At 72.1% G+C, this 18,210-nt stretch carries 20 protein-coding genes; 8 read left to right on the plus strand and 12 right to left on the minus strand.

From position 1 onward, the window contains the following. Window positions 1-6: 6 nt before the first annotated feature. A complete protein-coding gene (locus OG439_RS28080; RefSeq protein ID WP_326943808.1) occupies window positions 7-975 on the minus strand; it encodes a hypothetical protein in 969 nt (322 codons plus the stop codon). 268 nt (window positions 976-1,243) lie between these two features. On the opposite strand from OG439_RS28080, the gene OG439_RS28085 reads away from it, so the two are divergent. The 3 genes from OG439_RS28085 (at window position 1,244) to OG439_RS28095 (ending at window position 4,620) form a co-directional block, all read left to right on the plus strand. Continuing rightward, window positions 1,244-2,206, plus strand: a complete 963-nt coding sequence (locus OG439_RS28085; RefSeq protein WP_326943809.1) for a ferritin-like domain-containing protein — start codon at window positions 1,244-1,246, stop codon at window positions 2,204-2,206. Window positions 2,207-2,311: 105 nt separating this feature from the next. Beyond that, window positions 2,312-3,859 (plus strand): alpha/beta fold hydrolase, encoded by a 1,548-nt coding sequence (locus OG439_RS28090; RefSeq protein ID WP_326943810.1) that lies wholly within the window; start codon window positions 2,312-2,314, stop codon window positions 3,857-3,859. Between the two features lie 125 nt (window positions 3,860-3,984). Next, window positions 3,985-4,620, plus strand: a complete 636-nt coding sequence (locus tag OG439_RS28095; RefSeq protein ID WP_326943811.1) for a PaaI family thioesterase — start codon at window positions 3,985-3,987, stop codon at window positions 4,618-4,620. Window positions 4,621-5,325: 705 nt separating this feature from the next. Here OG439_RS28095 and OG439_RS28100 read toward each other — a convergent pair. From OG439_RS28100 to OG439_RS28120, 5 genes are all read right to left on the minus strand, one after another. Further along, the gene (locus OG439_RS28100) at window positions 5,326-5,658 is read right to left on the minus strand and encodes a hypothetical protein (RefSeq protein ID WP_326943812.1); all 333 of its coding nucleotides are present in this window, start codon (window positions 5,656-5,658) and stop codon (window positions 5,326-5,328) included. Window positions 5,659-5,794: 136 nt separating this feature from the next. After that, window positions 5,795-6,025, minus strand: a complete 231-nt coding sequence (locus tag OG439_RS28105) for a hypothetical protein (RefSeq protein ID WP_326943813.1) — start codon at window positions 6,023-6,025, stop codon at window positions 5,795-5,797. 130 nt (window positions 6,026-6,155) lie between these two features. Next, window positions 6,156-6,890, minus strand: coding sequence for a GAF and ANTAR domain-containing protein (locus OG439_RS28110; RefSeq protein ID WP_326943814.1), 735 nt, complete (start codon window positions 6,888-6,890; stop codon window positions 6,156-6,158). A gap of 45 nt (window positions 6,891-6,935) precedes the next feature. After that, window positions 6,936-7,658 (minus strand): GAF and ANTAR domain-containing protein, encoded by a 723-nt coding sequence (locus OG439_RS28115; protein ID WP_326943815.1) that lies wholly within the window; start codon window positions 7,656-7,658, stop codon window positions 6,936-6,938. Window positions 7,659-7,770: 112 nt separating this feature from the next. Beyond that, the gene (locus OG439_RS28120; RefSeq protein ID WP_326943816.1) at window positions 7,771-8,922 is read right to left on the minus strand and encodes a N(5)-(carboxyethyl)ornithine synthase; all 1,152 of its coding nucleotides are present in this window, start codon (window positions 8,920-8,922) and stop codon (window positions 7,771-7,773) included. Between the two features lie 148 nt (window positions 8,923-9,070). Here OG439_RS28120 and OG439_RS28125 point away from each other — a divergent pair, with 148 nt between their 5' ends. Next, complete coding sequence (locus tag OG439_RS28125) at window positions 9,071-9,514, plus strand: DUF5994 family protein (protein WP_326943817.1); 444 nt, start codon at window positions 9,071-9,073, stop codon at window positions 9,512-9,514. Here the strand turns inward: OG439_RS28125 and OG439_RS28130 are convergent. Both OG439_RS28130 and OG439_RS28135 read right to left on the minus strand, forming a co-directional pair. Continuing rightward, the gene (locus OG439_RS28130; protein WP_326943818.1) at window positions 9,506-10,573 is read right to left on the minus strand and encodes a fatty acid desaturase family protein; all 1,068 of its coding nucleotides are present in this window, start codon (window positions 10,571-10,573) and stop codon (window positions 9,506-9,508) included. The genes OG439_RS28125 and OG439_RS28130 overlap by 9 nt on opposite strands. Before the next feature lie 227 nt (window positions 10,574-10,800). Next, window positions 10,801-11,394 (minus strand): TetR/AcrR family transcriptional regulator, encoded by a 594-nt coding sequence (locus tag OG439_RS28135; RefSeq protein ID WP_326943819.1) that lies wholly within the window; start codon window positions 11,392-11,394, stop codon window positions 10,801-10,803. A gap of 134 nt (window positions 11,395-11,528) precedes the next feature. Here OG439_RS28135 and OG439_RS28140 point away from each other — a divergent pair, with 134 nt between their 5' ends. Continuing rightward, on the plus strand, window positions 11,529-12,251 hold the full coding sequence (locus OG439_RS28140; protein ID WP_326943820.1) for an SDR family NAD(P)-dependent oxidoreductase: 723 nt from the start codon (window positions 11,529-11,531) through the stop codon (window positions 12,249-12,251). A 17-nt stretch (window positions 12,252-12,268) separates the two neighbouring features. Further along, window positions 12,269-12,694, plus strand: coding sequence for a nitroreductase family deazaflavin-dependent oxidoreductase (locus tag OG439_RS28145; RefSeq protein WP_326943821.1), 426 nt, complete (start codon window positions 12,269-12,271; stop codon window positions 12,692-12,694). Here OG439_RS28145 and OG439_RS28150 read toward each other — a convergent pair whose 3' ends face one another. The 4 genes from OG439_RS28150 to OG439_RS28165 are packed head-to-tail and all read right to left on the minus strand — an operon-like array spanning window position 12,695 to window position 17,185. Continuing rightward, complete coding sequence (locus OG439_RS28150; protein ID WP_326943822.1) at window positions 12,695-13,615, minus strand: glycoside hydrolase family 130 protein; 921 nt, start codon at window positions 13,613-13,615, stop codon at window positions 12,695-12,697. It lies immediately after the preceding gene. Then, complete coding sequence (locus OG439_RS28155) at window positions 13,612-14,814, minus strand: serine hydrolase domain-containing protein (RefSeq protein WP_326943823.1); 1,203 nt, start codon at window positions 14,812-14,814, stop codon at window positions 13,612-13,614. Before OG439_RS28155 ends, OG439_RS28150 begins: the two co-directional genes overlap by 4 nt. After that, window positions 14,811-15,974, minus strand: a complete 1,164-nt coding sequence (locus OG439_RS28160; RefSeq protein ID WP_326943824.1) for a glycoside hydrolase family 1 protein — start codon at window positions 15,972-15,974, stop codon at window positions 14,811-14,813. The genes OG439_RS28155 and OG439_RS28160 overlap by 4 nt, the downstream gene beginning before the upstream one ends. Next, window positions 15,971-17,185, minus strand: coding sequence for an MFS transporter (locus OG439_RS28165; RefSeq protein WP_326943825.1), 1,215 nt, complete (start codon window positions 17,183-17,185; stop codon window positions 15,971-15,973). The genes OG439_RS28160 and OG439_RS28165 overlap by 4 nt, the downstream gene beginning before the upstream one ends. A gap of 63 nt (window positions 17,186-17,248) precedes the next feature. On the opposite strand from OG439_RS28165, the gene OG439_RS28170 reads away from it, so the two are divergent. Next, a complete protein-coding gene (locus tag OG439_RS28170; RefSeq protein ID WP_326943826.1) occupies window positions 17,249-17,824 on the plus strand; it encodes a TetR/AcrR family transcriptional regulator in 576 nt (191 codons plus the stop codon). Beyond that, a complete protein-coding gene (locus tag OG439_RS28175; RefSeq protein ID WP_326943827.1) occupies window positions 17,821-18,210 on the plus strand; it encodes a PaaI family thioesterase in 390 nt (129 codons plus the stop codon). Before OG439_RS28170 ends, OG439_RS28175 begins: the two co-directional genes overlap by 4 nt.

Genomic DNA, 18,210 nt, shown 5'->3' on the forward strand with positions numbered 1-18,210 from the left:
GGAAAGTCAGCTCGGATGGTCGTTTCCGTAGAAGACCAGCCAGTACAGCGACCACGCGGCGCCCGGTGGCGCGCGCCAGGCCCGGTCGGTGCCGAGCACCCGCGAACCGGCGGACGTCACGGCGTACTCACCACCGTGCTGACCACCCGGGCTCGCCGACATCGCACCGCTCGTGCCGGACACGTCGGCGGGCAACCCGCCACCGCCGGATCCGGACATCGGAACCGCGGTGTCGGCGGTCTTGGCGACCGCCTGGGAAGAACCGCTGTGGACCACCGCGAAGACCCGGGCCTGCACCGGCGAGGCACTGGCACCCTCACGCGGCTGGGGCGCGGCCGGTTGCCCGGTCACGGCCGGAACCACCTGGTCCGTCCGGATCGGACGGACCGGCGACGCGGTCACCGGAGCCGTGACGTGCAGTACCGGCTCCGTCACCGGGGACAGCGACTGCAGCACCGGCTCCGTCGCCGGAGAAAGCGCGTGCAGCACCGGCTGGGTCACCGGCCGCAGGGCCGAAAGCACCGGACTCGTCACCGGCTTCACCGCGTGGATCAGCGGCGCGACGACGGGCTCGAGCCCGCTCGTCACCGGCTCCAGCACCGGAGCGACCTGCGACGTCACGGCGTACACCGTGTCCGTCACCGGCTTCAGCACCGGCGCCACCTGCGACGTCACCGTGTGCACGGTGCCCGTCACCGGCTTCAGCACCGGTTCCACCTGCGTTGTCACCGCGTGCAGAGTGCCCGTCACCGGCTTGAGGGCCGGTTCCACGGGCTCGAGCACGCCGTGCACGGTTTGCCCGGCTTGGTCGAGCAGGCCGGGCCGGTCGGGTGGCGGCGAACCTTCGGCAGCGTTCGCGGTGCCCGACACGAGCAGGGCCAGCACGGTGAACCCGAACAACGCGCCGGCCAAGATCAGCATCCGCAGCACGAACGGGTGCGGGGCCGGCGTTGTGTCCGTCAGGGAAGTATCCATCATCTCACCCCCTTTCGAGTGGCGACTTCACCGTCAGTCGTCTTTCGGGGCGAACGCCATCACCGGATTGGGGTAGATCCAAGTTATTTTCTTTTACCCGAAAGGGTTTCCTACCGCTGAGTAGCGGGTATTGGGCCCGCTTTCCGACCCATCCGCGGCGCCGACGGCCCCGAAAGGCCAACGTCCACGATGGATCCGTCCCGCCGCCGGGAAGCCCGGCGAGCGGGTGTCGCCCGCCGTACGCGTGCGGGCGGGGAGGAGAACGTACGTGTTCGGTAAACGCTACGCCGCAGCCATGATCAACCGGAGTGCCGAGAACGACCAGGACCGCCGCCGCTTCCTCAAAGCGGCCGGCATGACCGGACTCGGCGTCGTCGGCGCCGGAGCCCTCGGCGGTCTCACCGCCGGAACCGCGTCCGCGGCCACCGCCCGGCCCGCCGCCGCGGCCGCCGCGCCGAGCGGGGTGAGCGACGCCGCCGTCCTCAACTTCGCCCTCAACCTCGAGTACCTCGAAGCCGAGTTCTACCTGCACGCCGTCACCGGCCGCGGCCTCGACGACGCCATGACCACCGGCACCGGCGCCCGCGGCGGCGTCACCGGCGGCCGCGCCGTCCGCTTCGAGACCAAAGCCGCGAAGCAGTACGCCCAGGAGATCGCCGGCGACGAGAAGGCCCACGTCCAGTTCCTGCGCTCCGCGCTCGGCTCCGCCGCGGTCAGCCGCCCCGCGATCGACCTGCGCTCCAGCTTCACCGCCGCGGCCCAGGCCGCCGGGCTCGTCAAGCCCGGCCAGAGCTTCGACGCGTTCTCCTGCGAGGAGAACTTCCTACTTGCCGCGTTCCTCTTCGAAGACGTCGGCGTCACGGCCTACAAGGGCGCCGCGCCCTTGATCACCAACAAGACCTACCTCGAAGCCGCCGCCGGCATCCTCGCCGTCGAGGCCTACCACGCGGCCAACATCCGCAGCGCGCTCTACCAGCGCGGCGAGGGCAAGGCCACCGTCAAGCTCTCGGCCGCCCGCGACAGCCTCGACGGCCCCACCGACGACGACCAGGGCGTCATCGACAGCCACGGCAACGCCAACATCGTCCCCACCGACGCCAACGGCATCGCCTACAGCCGCTCACCCGGCCAGGTCCTCAACATCGTCTACCTGACGAACAAGGCCGCCACCTCCGGCGGATTCTTCCCCAAGGGCGTCAACGGCGAGGTCAACACCAGCGCCGCCAACTGATCTCCGACGCGGGTGCCGGAGCGGTCCGGCACCCGCGTGAACACCTTTCACGGCTGCGGGCAAGAGGAGGCGACACCACAAGCGGCAAAACTGGAGGACTCCCCCTTGCCCACCCTTCTCCCCCGCCGTGCGCGCCGGCTCGTGGTCGCCGTGCTGGCGACCGCTCTGGCCCTGCCCGGCGTACCCGCCGCCGCCACCCCACGGGAACCGGCGGCCCCGCAGCTGACCTGGTCCGACTGCCAGGACGGCTTCCAGTGTTCGACGGCGCCGGTGCCGTTGGACTACGACCAGCCCACCGGCGCCCAGGTGCAGCTGGCGCTGATCAAGCTCCCGGCACCCGACCCGGCGAAGCGCATCGGGACGCTGTTCGTCAACTTCGGCGGCCCCGGCGCGTCCGGGCTGCAGCGGCTGCGCGAGCGCGGCAAGTGGCCGTGGCTGTTCTCCGCCGAGCTGCGGTCCCGGTTCGACGTCGTGTCCTGGGACCCGCGGGGCATCGGCAACAGCACGGCCGTGCGGTGCTTCGACACCGAAGCCGGCCAGCAGGCGTTCTTCGGTGCCTTCCCGGAGATGCCCGGCGACCCGAGCGGCGAAGCGCCGTTCTACGCCGCCTCGAAGGACCTCGCCGACCGGTGCGGCCAGAAGGCGGGGAGCATCCTCCAGCACGTCTCGACGGCGAACACGGCGCGGGACCTGGACCTGCTGCGCCGCGCCGTCGGCGACCAGAAGCTGACCTACCACGGGATCTCGTACGGGACGTTCCTCGGCGCCGTCTACGCCAACCTGTTCCCGGACCGGATCCGGGCCATGGTCTTCGACGGTTCGATGGACTTCGTGGGCAGCGCCACCGGCCACGACGGCACCGGGCCGACGGTCCCGCTCGACACCCGGCAGGACGTCCCGCGCGGCATCGCGGACACGTTCGACCAGTTCCTGAAGCAGTGCACCGCGGCCGGGCCGGACTGCGCGTTCTCCTCGGGTGACCCGAAGGCGAAGTGGACGGCGATCACGGCGCGGGCGAAACAGGGCCCGATCACCGTCCAGGGGGCCGACGGCCCGGAAACCTGGACGTACTCCGGGATCATCAACACCGCGGGCGACCTTTCGGACCTGCGGGGCTGGCTGGACATCGCGGACCTGTTGCAGCGCTTGTACAACGCCAAGAACACGGTCGCGCGGCTGTCGGCGGCCACCGGTGAGCAGTACACCTCGAACCGCACCGAGGCGTTCAACGCGATCCAGTGCACCGACAGCGACGTCCCGGCCGATCCGGCGATCTACAGCCGCTATGCCGCGTCGGAAGACCAGCGGGTGCCGTACTTCGGGCGGATCGGCGCGCTGGACATGATGAGCTGCGCGTACTGGAAGGCCAAGGACACCGACCGGTACACCGGGCCGTGGAACCGCTGGACGTCGGCGCCGATCCTGGTGATCAACAACCGCTACGACCCGTCGACACCGCTGCACGGCGCGCAGGACGGCGCCGCGGAACTGGCGCGCGCCAAGGTGTTCGTGACCGACGGCTTCGGGCACTCGTCGATGTACGCGCCGAGCACGTGCACGGAGCAGGTCAAGCGGAACTACCTGATCGCCGGCACGTTCCCGGCGGCGGGCAAGACCTGCGGGCTGGACGCGAACCCGTTCGTCACGGGGTGAACCGTCGGCGGGCAGGCCGGTTCCGGCCTGCCCGCCTCCGTCAGCGCCTCGTCGCCCGGCGCCGTACCGGCCGGTGAAGATCCTGCTAATGTGGAACGTGTTCTAGTTCCGGCGGCAGGAGGACGATGGCCGAACCGCAGCTCAGGAGCGCGTACCCGGTGGTCCCCGGCGTGCCACCCGCGCGGGCCCTGCTCGGTTCACGGATCCGGGACCTGATCGAGGCCGCCGTGTGCGTGCGCGACGACGAAGCCGATCTGGTCGCCGCGGCGGACCGGATCGAGGCCGTCACCGAGGCCCTGCGCGCCGCCGGCGGCGAGTCGCCGTTGCTGCTGGCCGCGCTCGAGGGCGGCGGGTACCTGAGCATCAACAACCCGGTCGAAGGGCCGGGAAACCCGCTGGCGCCACCGTTGTCGTGGGTGCACGTCGGGCCGGACTCGGTGCGGGCCGAGCTGCTGCTCGGCCCGGCGCACGAAGGACCGCCCGGCCGGGTGCACGGCGGCTGGGTAGCGGCGGTCATGGACCACGTACTGGGCCGCGCCACCGCGGCGGCGGGCTTCCCCGGCATGACGGCCTCCCTGACGGTCGACTACCACCAGGGCACGCCCTACGGAGTCCCGCTGACGGCGGAGGGCCGCTTCACAAGCCGCGACGGCCGCAAGCTCCACGCCACCGGCGAACTCCGAGCAGGCAACGTGGTCTGCGCAACGGCAACGGCCCTGCTGGTCCAGTTCCGCCCCGGCCACCTCCCCACACCCCCCTAACCCGCCACGCCCACACCGTGTCGCCCCCCAAATCACAGGAGTCGACTCCCCAATCACGCGAGTCCCGCCCTCAATCACACGAGTCCCGGCCCAGATCACGCGAGTCCCGGCTCTGGTCACGCGAGTCCGACTTGGATCACGCGAGTCCCGGCCCAAATCACGCCAGTTCCGGCCCGAATCACGCGAGTCCCGGCCTCCCGTAACGCGAGCCGACCCTCCAAGTACGCGAGCCGACCTTCCAGACACACGAGCCGACCCTCCAATCACGCGAGTTGACTCTCCAGACACACGAGCCGACCCTTCAGGCACGCGAGTTGACCCTCCAGACACGCGAGTTGACCGTCCAATCACGCGAGTTCCGTCTTCAATCACGAGTCCCGGCCCAGATCACGCGAGTCCCGGCCCGAATCACGCCAGTTCCGGCCCGGACCACGCGAGTTCCGGCTCGGACCACGCGAGTTCCGGCTCGGATCACGCGAGTTCCGGCCTCCGTACCGCGAGCCGACTCTCCAAGTACGCAAGCCGACTCTCCGAGTACGCGAGCCGACCCTCCCGGCACGCGACCTGACCTCCCGGGCCCGGCTCCGAAGGCTCGGCGATCACCGGTCGCCCGCGTCAGCGCTCACGCACCCCCGTCAGCGCTTACGCGCCCGCGTCAGCGCTTACGCGCCCGCGTCAGCGCTCATGCGACGGCCGCCTGACAGCTCACGGGCCGCGGTCCGGTAGTTCGATGACCACCGTGCGGCCTTCGTCGTCGTCGTTCGCGGGGGGTGGGGGCATCGGCTCGCCCGGGGGGCGGGCGTCGACGATGTCCGTCGAGCGCACCAGCCTCAGTGGGGTGCCGGGGGCCGCGCGGAACGGTCTGACCCGGACCCACGTCGTGCACGTGTGCTCGTCGCGCAGGGTGGGGCCGGCTATCGTGCCGATGCGTTCCCGCGACGTTCGCAACCCGGGCATCGACGGCTCCCGGCGGCCGCGGTAGCGGACCTGCCAGCCCGGTGGGTACACGCCGGGTTCGGCATCCTCGGCCGTGGCCATCTCGTCACCCCGCTCGCTCGAACGTCGAAGGGCGCCGGGGGCTGGGGCGTGGCGTCCAGCCTAAGCCCGGGCGGGGCTCGGCGGGCTCGGCCAGGTGGGTGGTTCCGCCCGCGGGGCAGTCCATTGAGGACGGACGTCACCCGGGTGGTGGGCGCCGGGGTTCGATGCCGACGACGTCGCTGTCCGGCACCCAGACCGGCGGGCCGTCGCCCAGTGGGGCCAGCGGGATCGTTTCCAGACCTGTGCGCGGATCCCGCACCGGCGACCCGAGCACCACCCCGGCCGACCAGCCGGAAACCCGCCGGTCCCGGTAGGTGAGGACCCAGCCCACCGGGTACTCGTCGTCCAACGCTTTTGCCGATTCCACCGCACAGCCCCGATTCGTCGACGAACTCTCGTCGCCGTGGTCCGGGGCGATGATCCAGCCTACGTGAGCACCGCGGCACCGCGGCAGCTCCAGCCGGGTGGTTCCGCCGGTCGCTCGCACCCGCCGGTGATCAGGCCTTGCGGCGCGCCAGTACGAGGGCCGGGTCCAGTGCCCGTTCGGCGAGCGCGCGGGCGACGTCGCTCAGCCGGAGGCCGTTGTTGCGCGCGTAGCCCCGCAGCGCGGCGAAGGCGTCGTCCATGGTGAGCCCGCCCGTCACGGCCAAGACGCCCTTCGCCTGCTCGATCGTCACCCGGCTGTTCAACGCGGTCTGCAGCTGCTCGGACATCGTCTCCCCGTGCCGGACGGCCCGCTCCTGGAGGATGCCGATGGTCGCGGTGTCGGCCAGGCCCTGGGCCAGGTAGACGTCGTCGGCCGCCAGCTCGCCCGGGTGGGCGCCGAACAGGTTCAGCGCGCCGATGGTCTGCTTGCGCAGCCGCATCGGCAGCGCGTGCACCGAGGCGAACCCCTCGCGGGCGGCCTCGGCGGCGAACCGCGGCCAGCGGCCGGCCGCCGCGGCGATGTCGGCGACCAGGACCGGGGTCCGGCTCGCGAAGCACTCCACGCACGGGCCCTCGTCGATGCCGAGCTGGAACAGCTCGAGCAGCCGGGCCTGCTCGGTCGACGACGCGAGCACCTGCAGGCTGCCGCGCTCGTCGACGAGCGTCAGGCCGGCCGCGGCGACGTCGAGCAGGTCCACGCACCGCCGCACCAGCGTGTGCAGCAGGTCGGCGACGTCGAAGTCGTCGACGAGGGTGTCGGCCAGTGCGACGAACGTCCGGGTCACCTGTCGTTCACGGTCGGCCATGCCCACCACCTCCTGGTTGTTCGTCGGATGTCTTCACGGTGACCCTCATCGGGGCTCCCGGTCCAGCCGGAGCCGGCCGGCCACGATGTCGGCGGCGACGTCGAGCAGCGGACGCCCTTCGCCGAAGGCGTGCGCGCGCATCCGGGCCAGCGCCGCCTCGGCCGGCACGTCGAGCTGCGCGATCAGCATCCCGGTGGCCTGGTGGACCTCCCGGTGCCGCATCCCGGCGCCTTCCATCCACCGGCCGTCCCCGTCGAGCCACCGGTCGCCGCCGAGCAGCCCGGACAGCGCCAGCGCGGCGATGTCGGCCACCTGCAGGGCCGTCGAAAGCTCGGCGGCGGTGAGCGAGCCCGGCGTCGCCCGGTAGGTGTCGAGGGTCGCCACGCGCACGACCCCGATCTGCAGCGGGAACGTGAACAACGCCGCCACCGGGTGCTCGGCGGCCTGGGCGGCGAACACCGGCCAGGCCGGCGGGAGCCCGGCGGCGAGGTCGGGGTGGAGCACCGGCCCGCCTTGGGAAAACGCTTCGAAACACGGGCCTTCGCCGAGCGAGAACTGCATTTCGGCGAGCGCGGAACTCACCTCGTCGCTCGTGTAGACGACTTCGCGGTGCCCGGCGTCGGCCATCACCGACACCGCGGCGCCGTCGACCGGGAGCAGCTCGACGCAGGCCCGGCACACCCGGCCGACCGTGTCGACGCCGCTGCCCGCCCGGCCGCCGGCGAGGGCGGCCAGGACGCCGCTGCGCAGGGCGTCGAGCTCAGCCACCCACCACACGCCGGCGCATGCGGGCCTCCTCCGGGTCGGTGTCCTGCACCGCCACACCGACTCGGAAGGACATGGGTCCGGATCAGCTCCGCCACCGCGGCCGCACCGAACCCTACCCCGCTACGTGCGGGTACGCGGCCGACCGGTGCTGGAAGGCCAGGATCGCGGGGTTCACGATGACGCCGTCGCGGATCTCCACGGCGCGCCGCACGGTCTCGTGACCGTCCCATTCGGACGGTCCGCCGAGCACCGGCCGCAGCAGCGGGAGCAGCGCCTCGCTGATCTCCCACGTGGCCGAGTTCCACAGGTAGGACGGGCTGTGGTCGACGGCGTAGTAGGTGATGCCGTCGCCGACCGTGAAAGCCGGGTGGGCGAACGTGGTGGGCTTCGCCCAGCTGAAGCCCATGCCCTCGTCGCAGGAGACGTCGACGATGAGGCTGCCCGGCGCGAACGCGGCGAGGTCTTCCTCGATGAGGAACGTCAGCGGCTCGGCGGTGTCCTGCAGCACGCAGTTGACGACGATGTCGTGCTCGGCGAGGAACCCGGCCAGCGGCACCCGGCCCCGGTCGGTCAGCGCGTGGCTGCGCCGGAGGTCGCCCGGGTTGTTCTCGTCGTGCTCGAAGTGCACCATCGTGGCGGAGTGGATCGGCGAGCCGACCGCGGCGATCCCCCGGCCGGTGAGCACGTGCACGTCGTGCACCCCGTGCGCGTTGAGCGCGGTCACCGAACCCCGTGCCGTCGCGCCGAAACCGATCACGACCGCGTTCAGCCGGCGGCCGTAGTCCCCGGTCGCACCGGCCAGCTGCAGCGCGTGCAGCACCGAGCAGTAGCCGGCGAGCTCGTTGTTCTTGTGGAAGACGTGCAGCCCGAACGAGCCGTCGCGGTTCCAGTGGTTCATCGCCTCGAACGCGATCAGCGTCAGCTTGCTGTCGATCGCCAGCTGCGTGAGCCCGGTGTCCTGGACGCAGTGCGGCCAGCCCCACAGCACCTGGCCGGTCCGCAGCTCGGCGACGTCCTCCCGCAACGGCTTGGCCAGCAACAGGACGTCGCACTCGGCGACGAGCTGCTCGTGGGTGCGCAGGCCGCCGACGAGGCCGGCCAGCTGTTCGTCCGCGACGCCGAAGTTCTCGCCGTAGCCGTGTTCGAGGAAGATGCGTTCGCGCAGATCGGAATCGATCCGCTCGAAGTGGCGGGGGTGGATGGGAAGCCGGCGTTCGTTCTCTTTCCGTGAACGGGAGACGACGCCGAGGGTGAGCTGGTCCACGAGGGCCCCTTTGGTAGACCCCAGTCTTAACACACAGTGCGTGTAGTGTCTGTGGTGACCGAGAGCATTTCGCGCGCGGGCGCTCGAGCCCGCGCCGTCCTCGGGCGCGTACCGGTCGCGATCGGCGGCCGGGGACGGGAGTCCCGGCATGACGTCGGCCCCCAGCACTGTCACCACCCCCGCGGCCGAGGAGCACGCCCTCCGGCTTCGGTTGAAGCCGAAGGGACCCACGACGGGGTACGTCGACGGCGCGTGGTGGCCGCACTCGGCCGACCTGGTCGGCGAGCTGCCGGAACTGTTCGCCGTACTGGCCGTCCGGCTGGGCCGGATCGAGCGCGTCACCTTCCACCTCGGCGATTTCGCCGACCCGCCAAGGCGAATCGAGTACGACGGCGAGAGGGTCCGGCTGGAGGGGTTCCGCTCGCAGCGAGCCGGGACGCTCACCGTGATCGGCGCGTCGGACCGCCACCGCGTGACCCTGCTGATCGTTCCCTCGGACGCGAACCCGGAAGCCGCGCACGACGTGCAGATGGCGGCGGCGCACCGCGACGGCACCGACACCGTCGAGACGCTGCTGGACCGTCTAAAGTAGACGTCCCGGGAGCGCGAGGCGGAAGATCTTGCGGACCACCGAGCCCAGCTGCCGGGACAGCGATCCCGTGTTGTACGGCAGGTCGTGCCGTTCGCAGATCTCCCGCACCTCGGCGGCGATCCGCGGGTAGCGGTGGCTGGGCAGGTCCGGGAACAGGTGGTGCTCGATCTGGTGGCTGAGGTTGCCCGAGAGCACGTGGAACAGCGGGCTGCCGGTGATGTTGGCCGACCCGAGCATCTGACGCAGGTACCACTGGCCGCGGCTCTCGTGCTCGCTCTCCTCCTCGGCGAAAACCTCGGCGCCGTCGGGGAAGTGGCCGCAGAAGATGATCGAAAACGCCCAGAGGTTGCGGAGCACGTTGGCCGTGACGTTCGCCGTCAGGGTCAGCGGCGCGAGCGGCCCGGTGAGCAGCGGGTAGACGACGTAGTCGCGTCCGGCTTGGCGCGCCGTCTTGCGCAGCATCGGCTTCAGCAGCGGGAGGACGTCGCGCCAGCCGCGGCGCCCCTGCACGATCCGGTCGACCTCGAGGTCGTGCAGCATGATCCCGTACTCGAAGAACACCGCCTGCGCCGCGGCGTAGACCGGGTTGCCGAGGTAGTACGGGTGCCACGGCTGGTCCTCGGTGATCCGCAGGATGCCGTAGCCGACGTCGCGGTCCTTGTCGAGGATGTTGGTGTAGGTGTGGTGCATGAAGTTGTGCGAGCGGCGCCATTGCTCGCCCGGGCACACCATGTCCCACTCGAAGGTCCGCGAGTTCAGCGCCGGGTCCTTCATCCAGTCGTACTGGCCGTGCATGACGTTGTGGCCGATCTCCATGTTGTCGAGGATCTTCGACAGCGTCAGCGCCGCCACCCCGCCGGCCCAGGCGGGCGGGAACCAGCCCGCGAACAGCAGCACCCGGCCGGAGACCTCGCAGAACCGTTGCACGGCAACGACGTTGTGGATGTAGTCGGCGTCCTCCGCGCCGAGCTCCCCGGCGACGCGGGTGCGCAGCTTGTCCAGCTCCGTGCCGATCTGCTCGATCTCGACGGGATCGAGCTCCCGGTGCGTGGTGGTCATCGGCGGATCTCCTCGGGCCGTTCGACTGCGGTCGCCTGGGTCCGGGGCGCGCCCCCAGCGTAGGCGCGCGCACCGCGCCCGCGCTCGGCCAGGCGGGTGGTCCCGGATCGTTTCCACCCGCGCCACACGCGCGTAACGTGCCGCGCTCGACCCCGACGCTCGCGCTGTACGGCCCCGACACGACGGTCGTCCTGGAGGCAGTCGTCGCCTTCGCCGGTGCGACGTGATCAGTCCGGGACGGCGGCACTCACCAAGGCGGCCGCGACCCCGCGAGCGGCCGACTCGGCGCTCGGGTCGCGGTCCATCCACGCGCTGATCCCGGCGCCGTCGTAGAGCAGCACCAGCTGTTGCGCGAGCAGCTTCGGGTCCGTCGCGCGCGCCTGCTGGGCGAGGTCGAAGAACAGGTCGTGCAGCCAGGTGCGGTAGTCGGCGGCGGTCTCCTCGACCACGCCGCCCGGCGCGGCGTCGGCGCTCGCGCTGACGAACGCGCAGCCCCGGAAGCCCGGCTCGGTGAACGACAAGCCCTGCACCTCGAAGGCGCCGACGAGACGCTCTTTCGGCGTGGCGTAACGGGTTTCGAGCTCGCGGGCCATCCGGTCGGCCGTGGCGGCGTGCCGCGCCTCCAGGTACGCGCGGACGAGGCCGTCCTTGCTGCCGAACGCGCTGTAGAGCGTCGCCTTGGCGACGCCGGCGTGCTCGATGACCCGGTCGATCCCGACGGACTGGACGCCCTCGGCGTAGAACAGCTCGTCGGCGGCGGCCAGCAGCCGCGCTCGCGCGGCCGCGCTGCGTTCCCGGGGTGACGGCGCCTTCTCGGACATGCGCACACCATAGCAGACAGGTCGGTCTGTCTGCGCTGAGGCGAGCGTCACCCTTGACGCATCCAGACCGGTCTGTCTAGATTGATTCTTGCCAGACAGACCGGTCTGGATGATAACTCCGGAAGGTGCCGACCATGTCCGCTCAGCCTGCTACCGCCCTGGTCACCGGCGCGACGTCCGGGATCGGCAAAGCCGTGGCGAAGAAGCTGGCCGCCGACGGGCTGACCGTCATCGCGGTCGGCCGCAACGCCCGCCGCGGCGCCGAGACCGTCGAGGAGATCACCGCCGCGGGTGGCCGGGCCCGGTTCGTCGAGGCCGACCTCGAAGACCCGGCCGCCATCGAGCGGCTCGCGGCCGACGTCGGCGAGATCGACGTCCTGGTCAACAACGCCGGCCAGTCGGTCTGGGCGCCGACCGAGGACCTGAAGCTCGCCGACTACGACGCGATGTTCGCCGGCAACGTCCGCGCGCCGTTCCTGCTGGTCGCCGCGTTCGCCCCGGCGATGGCGGCCCGGGGGTCGGGCAGCGTGATCTCGCTGGGCAGCATGGCGGGCACCGTCGGCCTGGTGAACGGCGCCACGTACGGCGCGACCAAGGCGGCGCTGGCCGCCCTGACCCGCGGCTGGGCGGCCGAGTACAGCGACCGGGGCGTCCGCTTCAACACCGTCGCGCCGGGCCCGGTGTACACCCGCCCGGAGGCCCGCGACCTGTTCGACGCGCTCGCCGAGACAACCGCGATGAAGCGGGCCGCCGACCCGGCGGAGATCGCCGAGGTGGTGGCGTTCCTGGCGTCCCCGAAGGCGAGTTACGTCACGGGCGCGACCATCGCCGCCGACGGCGGCCGCACCGCCATCTGAAGACAGGAGCACGAACCATGGACTACGCACCCAGCCCCAGTGAGCGCGTCCGCGAGCAGGTCGACCGGTACGAAGCCACCGGTGGCCGTGAGGGCGGGACGCTCGAAGGCCGGCCCGTCGTCATCCTCACCACCACCGGCGCCAAGACCGGCAAGGTCCGCAAGACCCCGCTGATCCGGATCGAGCACGACGGCGTCTACGCCGTGGTCGCGTCCGCCGGGGGTGCGCCCGAGCACCCCGCCTGGTACCGGAACGTCCTCGCCGATCCCCTCGTGCGCGTGCAGGACCACGACGACGTCCTCGCCGTCCGCGCGCGCGAAGTGCACGGTGCGGAGAAAGACCGCTGGTGGCGGATCGCGGAGACCTTCTGGCCGCACTTCCCGGAGTACCGCGAGAAAGCAGCCGGTCGCGAGATCCCCATCGTCGTCCTGGAACGACGGTGATCAGCAGATCGCGACGGCCAGGGTCGTGTCGCTCTGGCCGTAGTAGGCGAACCAGCGGCCGCGGAAGTGCACCAGGCCCTCGACGAACGTGACGTTCGAGACCATCCCGTGGGTGTCCTCGAAGCTCGTCGGGCGCAGCCACGGCTCGGTTGTGCGCGCGACGACCGTCGCCGGATCCGCTGCGGCCACGGCGATCTGGCCGCAGCGGTAGTGGACCTCGCTGGGCGACGACGCGGTCGCGCCGTTGGTCAGGAACACCAGCAGGCCGTCGTCGGTGCGGACCGGTGGGGCGCCGATCTCGACCAGGGTCGCGTCCCACTCGCCGGGGGTCGGCGTGTGCATCGGGTGCTCGTCGCCGGCCACCGGCGTCCAGTGCAGCAGGTCCGCCGACGTCGCCGCGTGGATCGTGCCTTCGCCGAACCACATCCAGTAGCGGCCGCCGAGCTTCTCCGGGTGGATGACGCCGGCCTTGCTCCACGGCTTGTCCGGGCCGTACGGCAAGGTTCGCCAGGTGTTGAAGCCCGGGAACAGCGGGCCGTGCTTCGTCCAGGTGCGCAGATCGGCCGACGTCGCCAGGCACAGCTGGGCCTGCGCGCCGTCGAAGCCGGTGTACGTCAGGTAGTACGTCTCGCCGACCCGCGTGATCCGGGGGTCTTCGCACCCGGCCCGCTCGTAGTCGTGCGCGGGGACCAGAACCGGGTCGTCTTCACGGTCGAACCGGACGCCGTCCGCGCTCCAGGCGAGACCGATGCGGGAGACGCGGTCGGCCGCGTGCGCGCGGTAGAGCAGCGCGACGCGGTCGCCGACGACGATCGCGGCCGGGTTGTAGAGGTTCGCCGACTCCCAGCCGGTACCGCGCGGGCGCAGGATCGGGTTGGCCGGGCTCGGCTCGAACGGCCCGAGCGGGAACGTCGCGGTCACCGGTCGAGCAGCGCTTCGGCGATCAGCGCCTGGGTGATCTTCTGCAGCGGCGGCGCCGCGTACGACAGCAGCTGGATCATCCCGACGTAGAGCAGGTCGTGCTCGGGGTCGACCCAGAACCAGGTGCCCGCGGCGCCGTCCCACTGGTAGGTGCCGCGCCCGACCGGGGCGCCGGCCAGGGCCGGGTCGTGGAACACCGCGCCGTCGTAGCCGTAGCCGAACCCGGGCCGCAGGTCCATGTGCCCGGCATGGAAACCCCGCTCCAGCAAGGATTCCGGCAGCTGGTTCGACATCTGCGCGGCGAGAGCTTCTTCGCTGACGATCCGGCGGCCGTGCCACTCGCCCCGGTTCAGCAGCAGCTGGGCGAACTTCGCGTAGTCGCCGATCGTGGAGACCAGGCCCATGCCGCCCATCGCCGCCGCGGGCGGGGTGGCGGAGTCGCGGTAGAGCGGGTTCCGGATCGGCAGCAGCCGGACCGGGCCGCCGGTGAAGTGCAGCGCCGCCCGCCGCCGGCGTTTCTCCGGCGGGGTGTGGAACGCGGTGTCGGTCATGCCCAGCGGCTCGAAGATGTGCTCCCGGAAGAAGTCCGGCAGCGACTGGCCGCTGAGCCGCTCGATGATCGCGCCCTGCAGGTCCATCGACAGGCTGTAGCGCCAGCTCGTCCCCGGCTGGTAGGCCAGCGGGAGCCGGCTCACGCGCGCCACGAAGTCGTCGAGGCTCGTGGCCCGGAACGGCCGTTCGGCGCGGTAGAGCCGGGTCATCGGGTCGGCCTTGTCCCAGCCGTAGGCGAACCCCGCGGTGTGCGTCAGCAGCTCGAGCATCGTCGGCGGGTGCACCGGGTCGGCGAGCACCGGGCGGCCGCGGTCGGCGAACCCGGTGACGACGCGCAGGTCCTGCAGCTCGGGCAGGTGCTCGGCGATGGCGTCGGCCGGCTTCCAGAGCCCGCGGTCGGCGAGGATGGACATGGCCAGGCCGGTGACGGGTTTCGTCATCGAGAAGATCCGGAAGATCGTGTCGGTCCGCAGCGGCTTGCGCGGGAACCGGCGGTCGCGGCCCAGCACCGTGGTGCGCACGACCTCGCCGTGGCGCGCCACGAGCGTGACGGCGCCGGCGATCACGCCGTCGTCGATCTGCCGCTGCACAGCGGCGTCGACGCGGTCCAGTCCGGCCGGCGAGAGGCCGGCGTCTTCGGGGGTCACGCGTCCATCCTCGACGGCGCGAGCCCGCCCAGCCACTTCAGCGACGGCTTGGGCGTGCGCGCGAACGTCGTGCGGTCGACGGCGACCAGGCCGAACGTCGGACCCCAGTGGCCCCACTCCCAGTTGTCGAGCAGGCTCCAGTGGAAGTACCCGCGGACGTCGGCGCCGTCGGCCATCGCCTCGCGCAACGACTCCAGCGCGCCGGTCGTGTAGGCGACGCGCCGGTCGTCGTCCGCCGTCGCGACGCCGTTTTCGGTGACGATGATCGGGACGTCGCGGGCCACGCGCGCCACGCGCCGCACGGCTCCGCCCAGGGCGCCGGGCGTGTACTCCCAGCCGGTCTGCGTGCGTTCGGCCGCCGGGTTTTCGGCCACTGTGCCGTCCGCGCGCAGCCGGCCGCCGGTGTAGGTCTGGACGCCGACGAAGTCGTCGCCCGCGCTCGCCCGCAGGAAGACCTGGTCGCGGGGCTCGGCGTAGGCCTCCAGCGCCGCCTCGGCGCCGGGTTCGGCCTGGTAGTCCTGGACCGAGACGCCCCAGCCCACGAGCAGGCCGGGGTGGTTCGCGCGCAATCGGTCCACAGTGGACCGGTGGACCGCGATCATCGCCGCCGTCGTCGCCGCGTCCGGTTCGGGCAGGCCGTGGGCCAGCTCCCCGGCCGCCGTCAGCTTCGGGAAGATGGCGACGATGTTGGGCTCGTTGATCGTTTCCACGCGTTCGACGCCGGCGTCGAGGACGGGCGCGAGCGCGTCGACGTACCGCAGGAACCGGTCCACGGCATCGGGTCGCAGCCAGCCGCCGGCCGCGGAGAACCACAGCGGCAGCGTGAAGTGGTGCAGTGTCGCGAGGGGCCGCAGGCCGCGTTCGCGCGCGCCTTCGACGATCCGGCGGTAGTGCGCGATCGCGGCGTGCGAGACGTGGCCGTCGGCCGGTTCGACGCGGGACCACTCGATGCCGAAGCGGTAGTCGGTGAACCCCGCGCCCGCGGCGAGGTCCAGGTCCTCGGGCCAGCGGTGGTAGCTGTCGACAGCGTCGCCGCAGCGCTCGGCGACCGGCGAGTCCGGCCGGTTCTCGCGGTACCACCAGTCGCTGGCGACGTTGCCGCCTTCGGTCTGGTGGGCGCCGGTCGCGACGCCCCAGAGGAAACCGGGCGGGAAGGTCATCGCACACTCCTGATGCCGAGGACGACGGCGGCCGCGGCCACCGCCAGGACGAGGGCGACCACGAAGATCGCCAGGTAGCCGGCCGCGCCGGCGAGCAGGCCGCCGGCGATCGGCGCGACGACGCCGGGCAGCGTCGAGCCGATGCTCAGCACGCCGAGGTCGCGCGCGGCCGTGCCGGGATCGGGCAGCACCGCGATCATCAGGGCCTGGTCGACCGCCAGGTACGCGCCCAGCGTCAGCCCGACGATCCCGAAGAACACCAGCTCGGTGCCCAGCCCCGGCGCGACGAGCAGCGGGACCAGGCCGAGCGCCAGCAGCACCGGCGCCCCGCCGACCACCGGTTTCAGCCGGCCGAGCCGGTCGGCCAGCACGCCCGCGACGATCACCGAGACGGCCGAGAGCACGCCCACCAGCAGCGTCGCCAGGCCGACGACCCGGCCGGCTTCGGCGGTGGGCAGGCCCAGGTAGTCGGTGAGCAGGTAGAGCTGGAACGTCGTGATCATCAGGATCGCGAGGATGAACAGGAACCGCCCGGTGAAGGCGAGCCAGAAGTCACGCGACGCCGGGAGCGCCAGGTCGCGCCGGGCGATCCGCCGGGGCTCGTCCCGGTTGTCGCGCCCGGGTACGGCGAGCGCGAGGACGACCGCGACGAGCACCATCAGCCACGGGACGACGATCAGCCCGCGCGCCGGCGTCGTCACCAGCGCGCCCGCCACGACCCCGCCGGCGGTCTGCCCGAGCAGGAAGCCGAAGCCGGCGAACGCCGACGCCCGGCCGACCGAGCCGGCCGGCACGTGGTCGGGGATCAGCGCCGACAACGCGGCCACCCACGTCCCGACGCCGAGCTGGAAGACCGCGTAACAGGCACCGACCAGCACGAGGTCGCTGGTGAGCCCGGCCGCGGTCAGCGCCACCGCGGCCAGCAGGGCCGAGCCGAGCAGCCACGGCGACCGGCGGCCCAGCCGGTTGCGCGTCCGGTCCGAGAGGAGCCCGCCGAGCACGGTGCCGGCGGCGCTGGTCACCGCGCCGGCCACGGCGTAGGCGGTGAAGACGCCGACCTTGTGCGCGGGGGTGACGCCGGCCAGCAGGGCGGCGAGCAGGGTGCCGCTCGCCGCGCCCGGCGCGGCCCAGGCCAGCTGGCCGAGCAGCAGCAACGGCCCGAGGCGGCCCAGCCGCACGGCGCTCGCGTCGATCATCGGCGATCTCTCCACGGCGAGGACGGTACACGAAAACCCAGCGATGCTGTGTTTTCAATTTCCCGGTACCGTCGGCCCATGCCCGAACCGACACGTCGCGGCCCGTACGCCAAGGGGATCGCCCGGCGGCAGCAGATCCTGCGCGAGGCGCTGGCCGCCTACGCCGAGAGCGACAGCACCGGGCCGTCGCTGCGGGCCATCGCGAAGCGGACCGGGCTGAGCGAACGCGGGCTGCTGCACTACTTCCCGGCCCGTGACGAGCTGTTCGTGGCGATCCTCGCCGAGCGCGACGCGGCCGACCGCGCGAGCTTCGACCCGGACGGCCCCCTCGACGACCTCGCCGCCGTGACCGCGCACACCGCCAAGACGCCCGGCCTCGTCCGGCTCTTCCTCGAGATGACCGCGGCCGCGCCCGACCCCGAGCACGCGGCCCACGGGTTCTTCACGCGCCGCTACCGCGAGCTGCGCGAGATCCTCGCCCGCAAGTTCACGCGGTCCCCGCGGCCCGAGACGCCGCCGGTCGACGCGGACTTCGCCGCGCGGGTGCTGATCGCGGCGTCCGACGGCCTGCAGGCGCAGTGGCTGCTCGACCCGTCGATCGACCTCGAGGACGACCTCGACCGCCTCGCCCGGCTCCTCCAGGCGGCCCGGTGAGCACCCCGCCGCCGGGCTTCGTGGTGCTGGAGTCGTCGCCGTTCTCGGGGCTGGTGGGACCGCTGCACGTCAACGACGACGGCGTGCTCGGGGTCCACGTCCGCGACGAGCACCGCAACACGCTCGGCACGGCCCACGGCGGCTTCCTGATGACGCTGGCCGACATCGCCGCCGGCCGCACCGCGCGCCGCGCGATCGGCGAGGGCGCGGTGGTGCGCACGGTCAGCTCGACGGTCGACTTCCTCTCGGCGGCCGCGGTCGGCAGCTGGCTGGAAGTGGCCACGACGGCGGACCGCGTCGGCCGCCGCGCGGTCTTCACGTCGTGCCGGGTGACGTCGGCGGGAACGACCGTCGCGCGGGCGAGTTTCGTCCTGCTGCGCGGCTAG

The sequence above is a fragment of the Amycolatopsis sp. NBC_01307 genome, from assembly GCF_035975215.1.
GTDB lineage: Bacteria > Actinomycetota > Actinomycetes > Mycobacteriales > Pseudonocardiaceae > Amycolatopsis.

Excerpts from the sequence above, each read along its gene's own strand:
- OG439_RS28135 (WP_326943819.1), bottom strand. The coding sequence starts at position 11,394 with ATGTCCGAGAAGGCGCCGTCACCCCGGGAACGCAGCGCGGCCGCGCGA.
- OG439_RS28080 (WP_326943808.1), bottom strand. The coding sequence starts at position 975 with ATGGATACTTCCCTGACGGACACAACGCCGGCCCCGCACCCGTTCGTG.
- OG439_RS28110 (WP_326943814.1), bottom strand. The coding sequence starts at position 6,890 with ATGGCCGACCGTGAACGACAGGTGACCCGGACGTTCGTCGCACTGGCC.
- OG439_RS28125 (WP_326943817.1), top strand. The coding sequence starts at position 9,071 with ATGACGTCGGCCCCCAGCACTGTCACCACCCCCGCGGCCGAGGAGCAC.
- OG439_RS28145 (WP_326943821.1), top strand. The coding sequence starts at position 12,269 with ATGGACTACGCACCCAGCCCCAGTGAGCGCGTCCGCGAGCAGGTCGAC.
- OG439_RS28160 (WP_326943824.1), bottom strand. The coding sequence starts at position 15,974 with ATGACCTTCCCGCCCGGTTTCCTCTGGGGCGTCGCGACCGGCGCCCAC.
- OG439_RS28100 (WP_326943812.1), bottom strand. The coding sequence starts at position 5,658 with ATGGCCACGGCCGAGGATGCCGAACCCGGCGTGTACCCACCGGGCTGG.
- OG439_RS28140 (WP_326943820.1), top strand. The coding sequence starts at position 11,529 with ATGTCCGCTCAGCCTGCTACCGCCCTGGTCACCGGCGCGACGTCCGGG.
- OG439_RS28170 (WP_326943826.1), top strand. The coding sequence starts at position 17,249 with ATGCCCGAACCGACACGTCGCGGCCCGTACGCCAAGGGGATCGCCCGG.
- OG439_RS28095 (WP_326943811.1), top strand. The coding sequence starts at position 3,985 with ATGGCCGAACCGCAGCTCAGGAGCGCGTACCCGGTGGTCCCCGGCGTG.
- OG439_RS28130 (WP_326943818.1), bottom strand. The coding sequence starts at position 10,573 with ATGACCACCACGCACCGGGAGCTCGATCCCGTCGAGATCGAGCAGATC.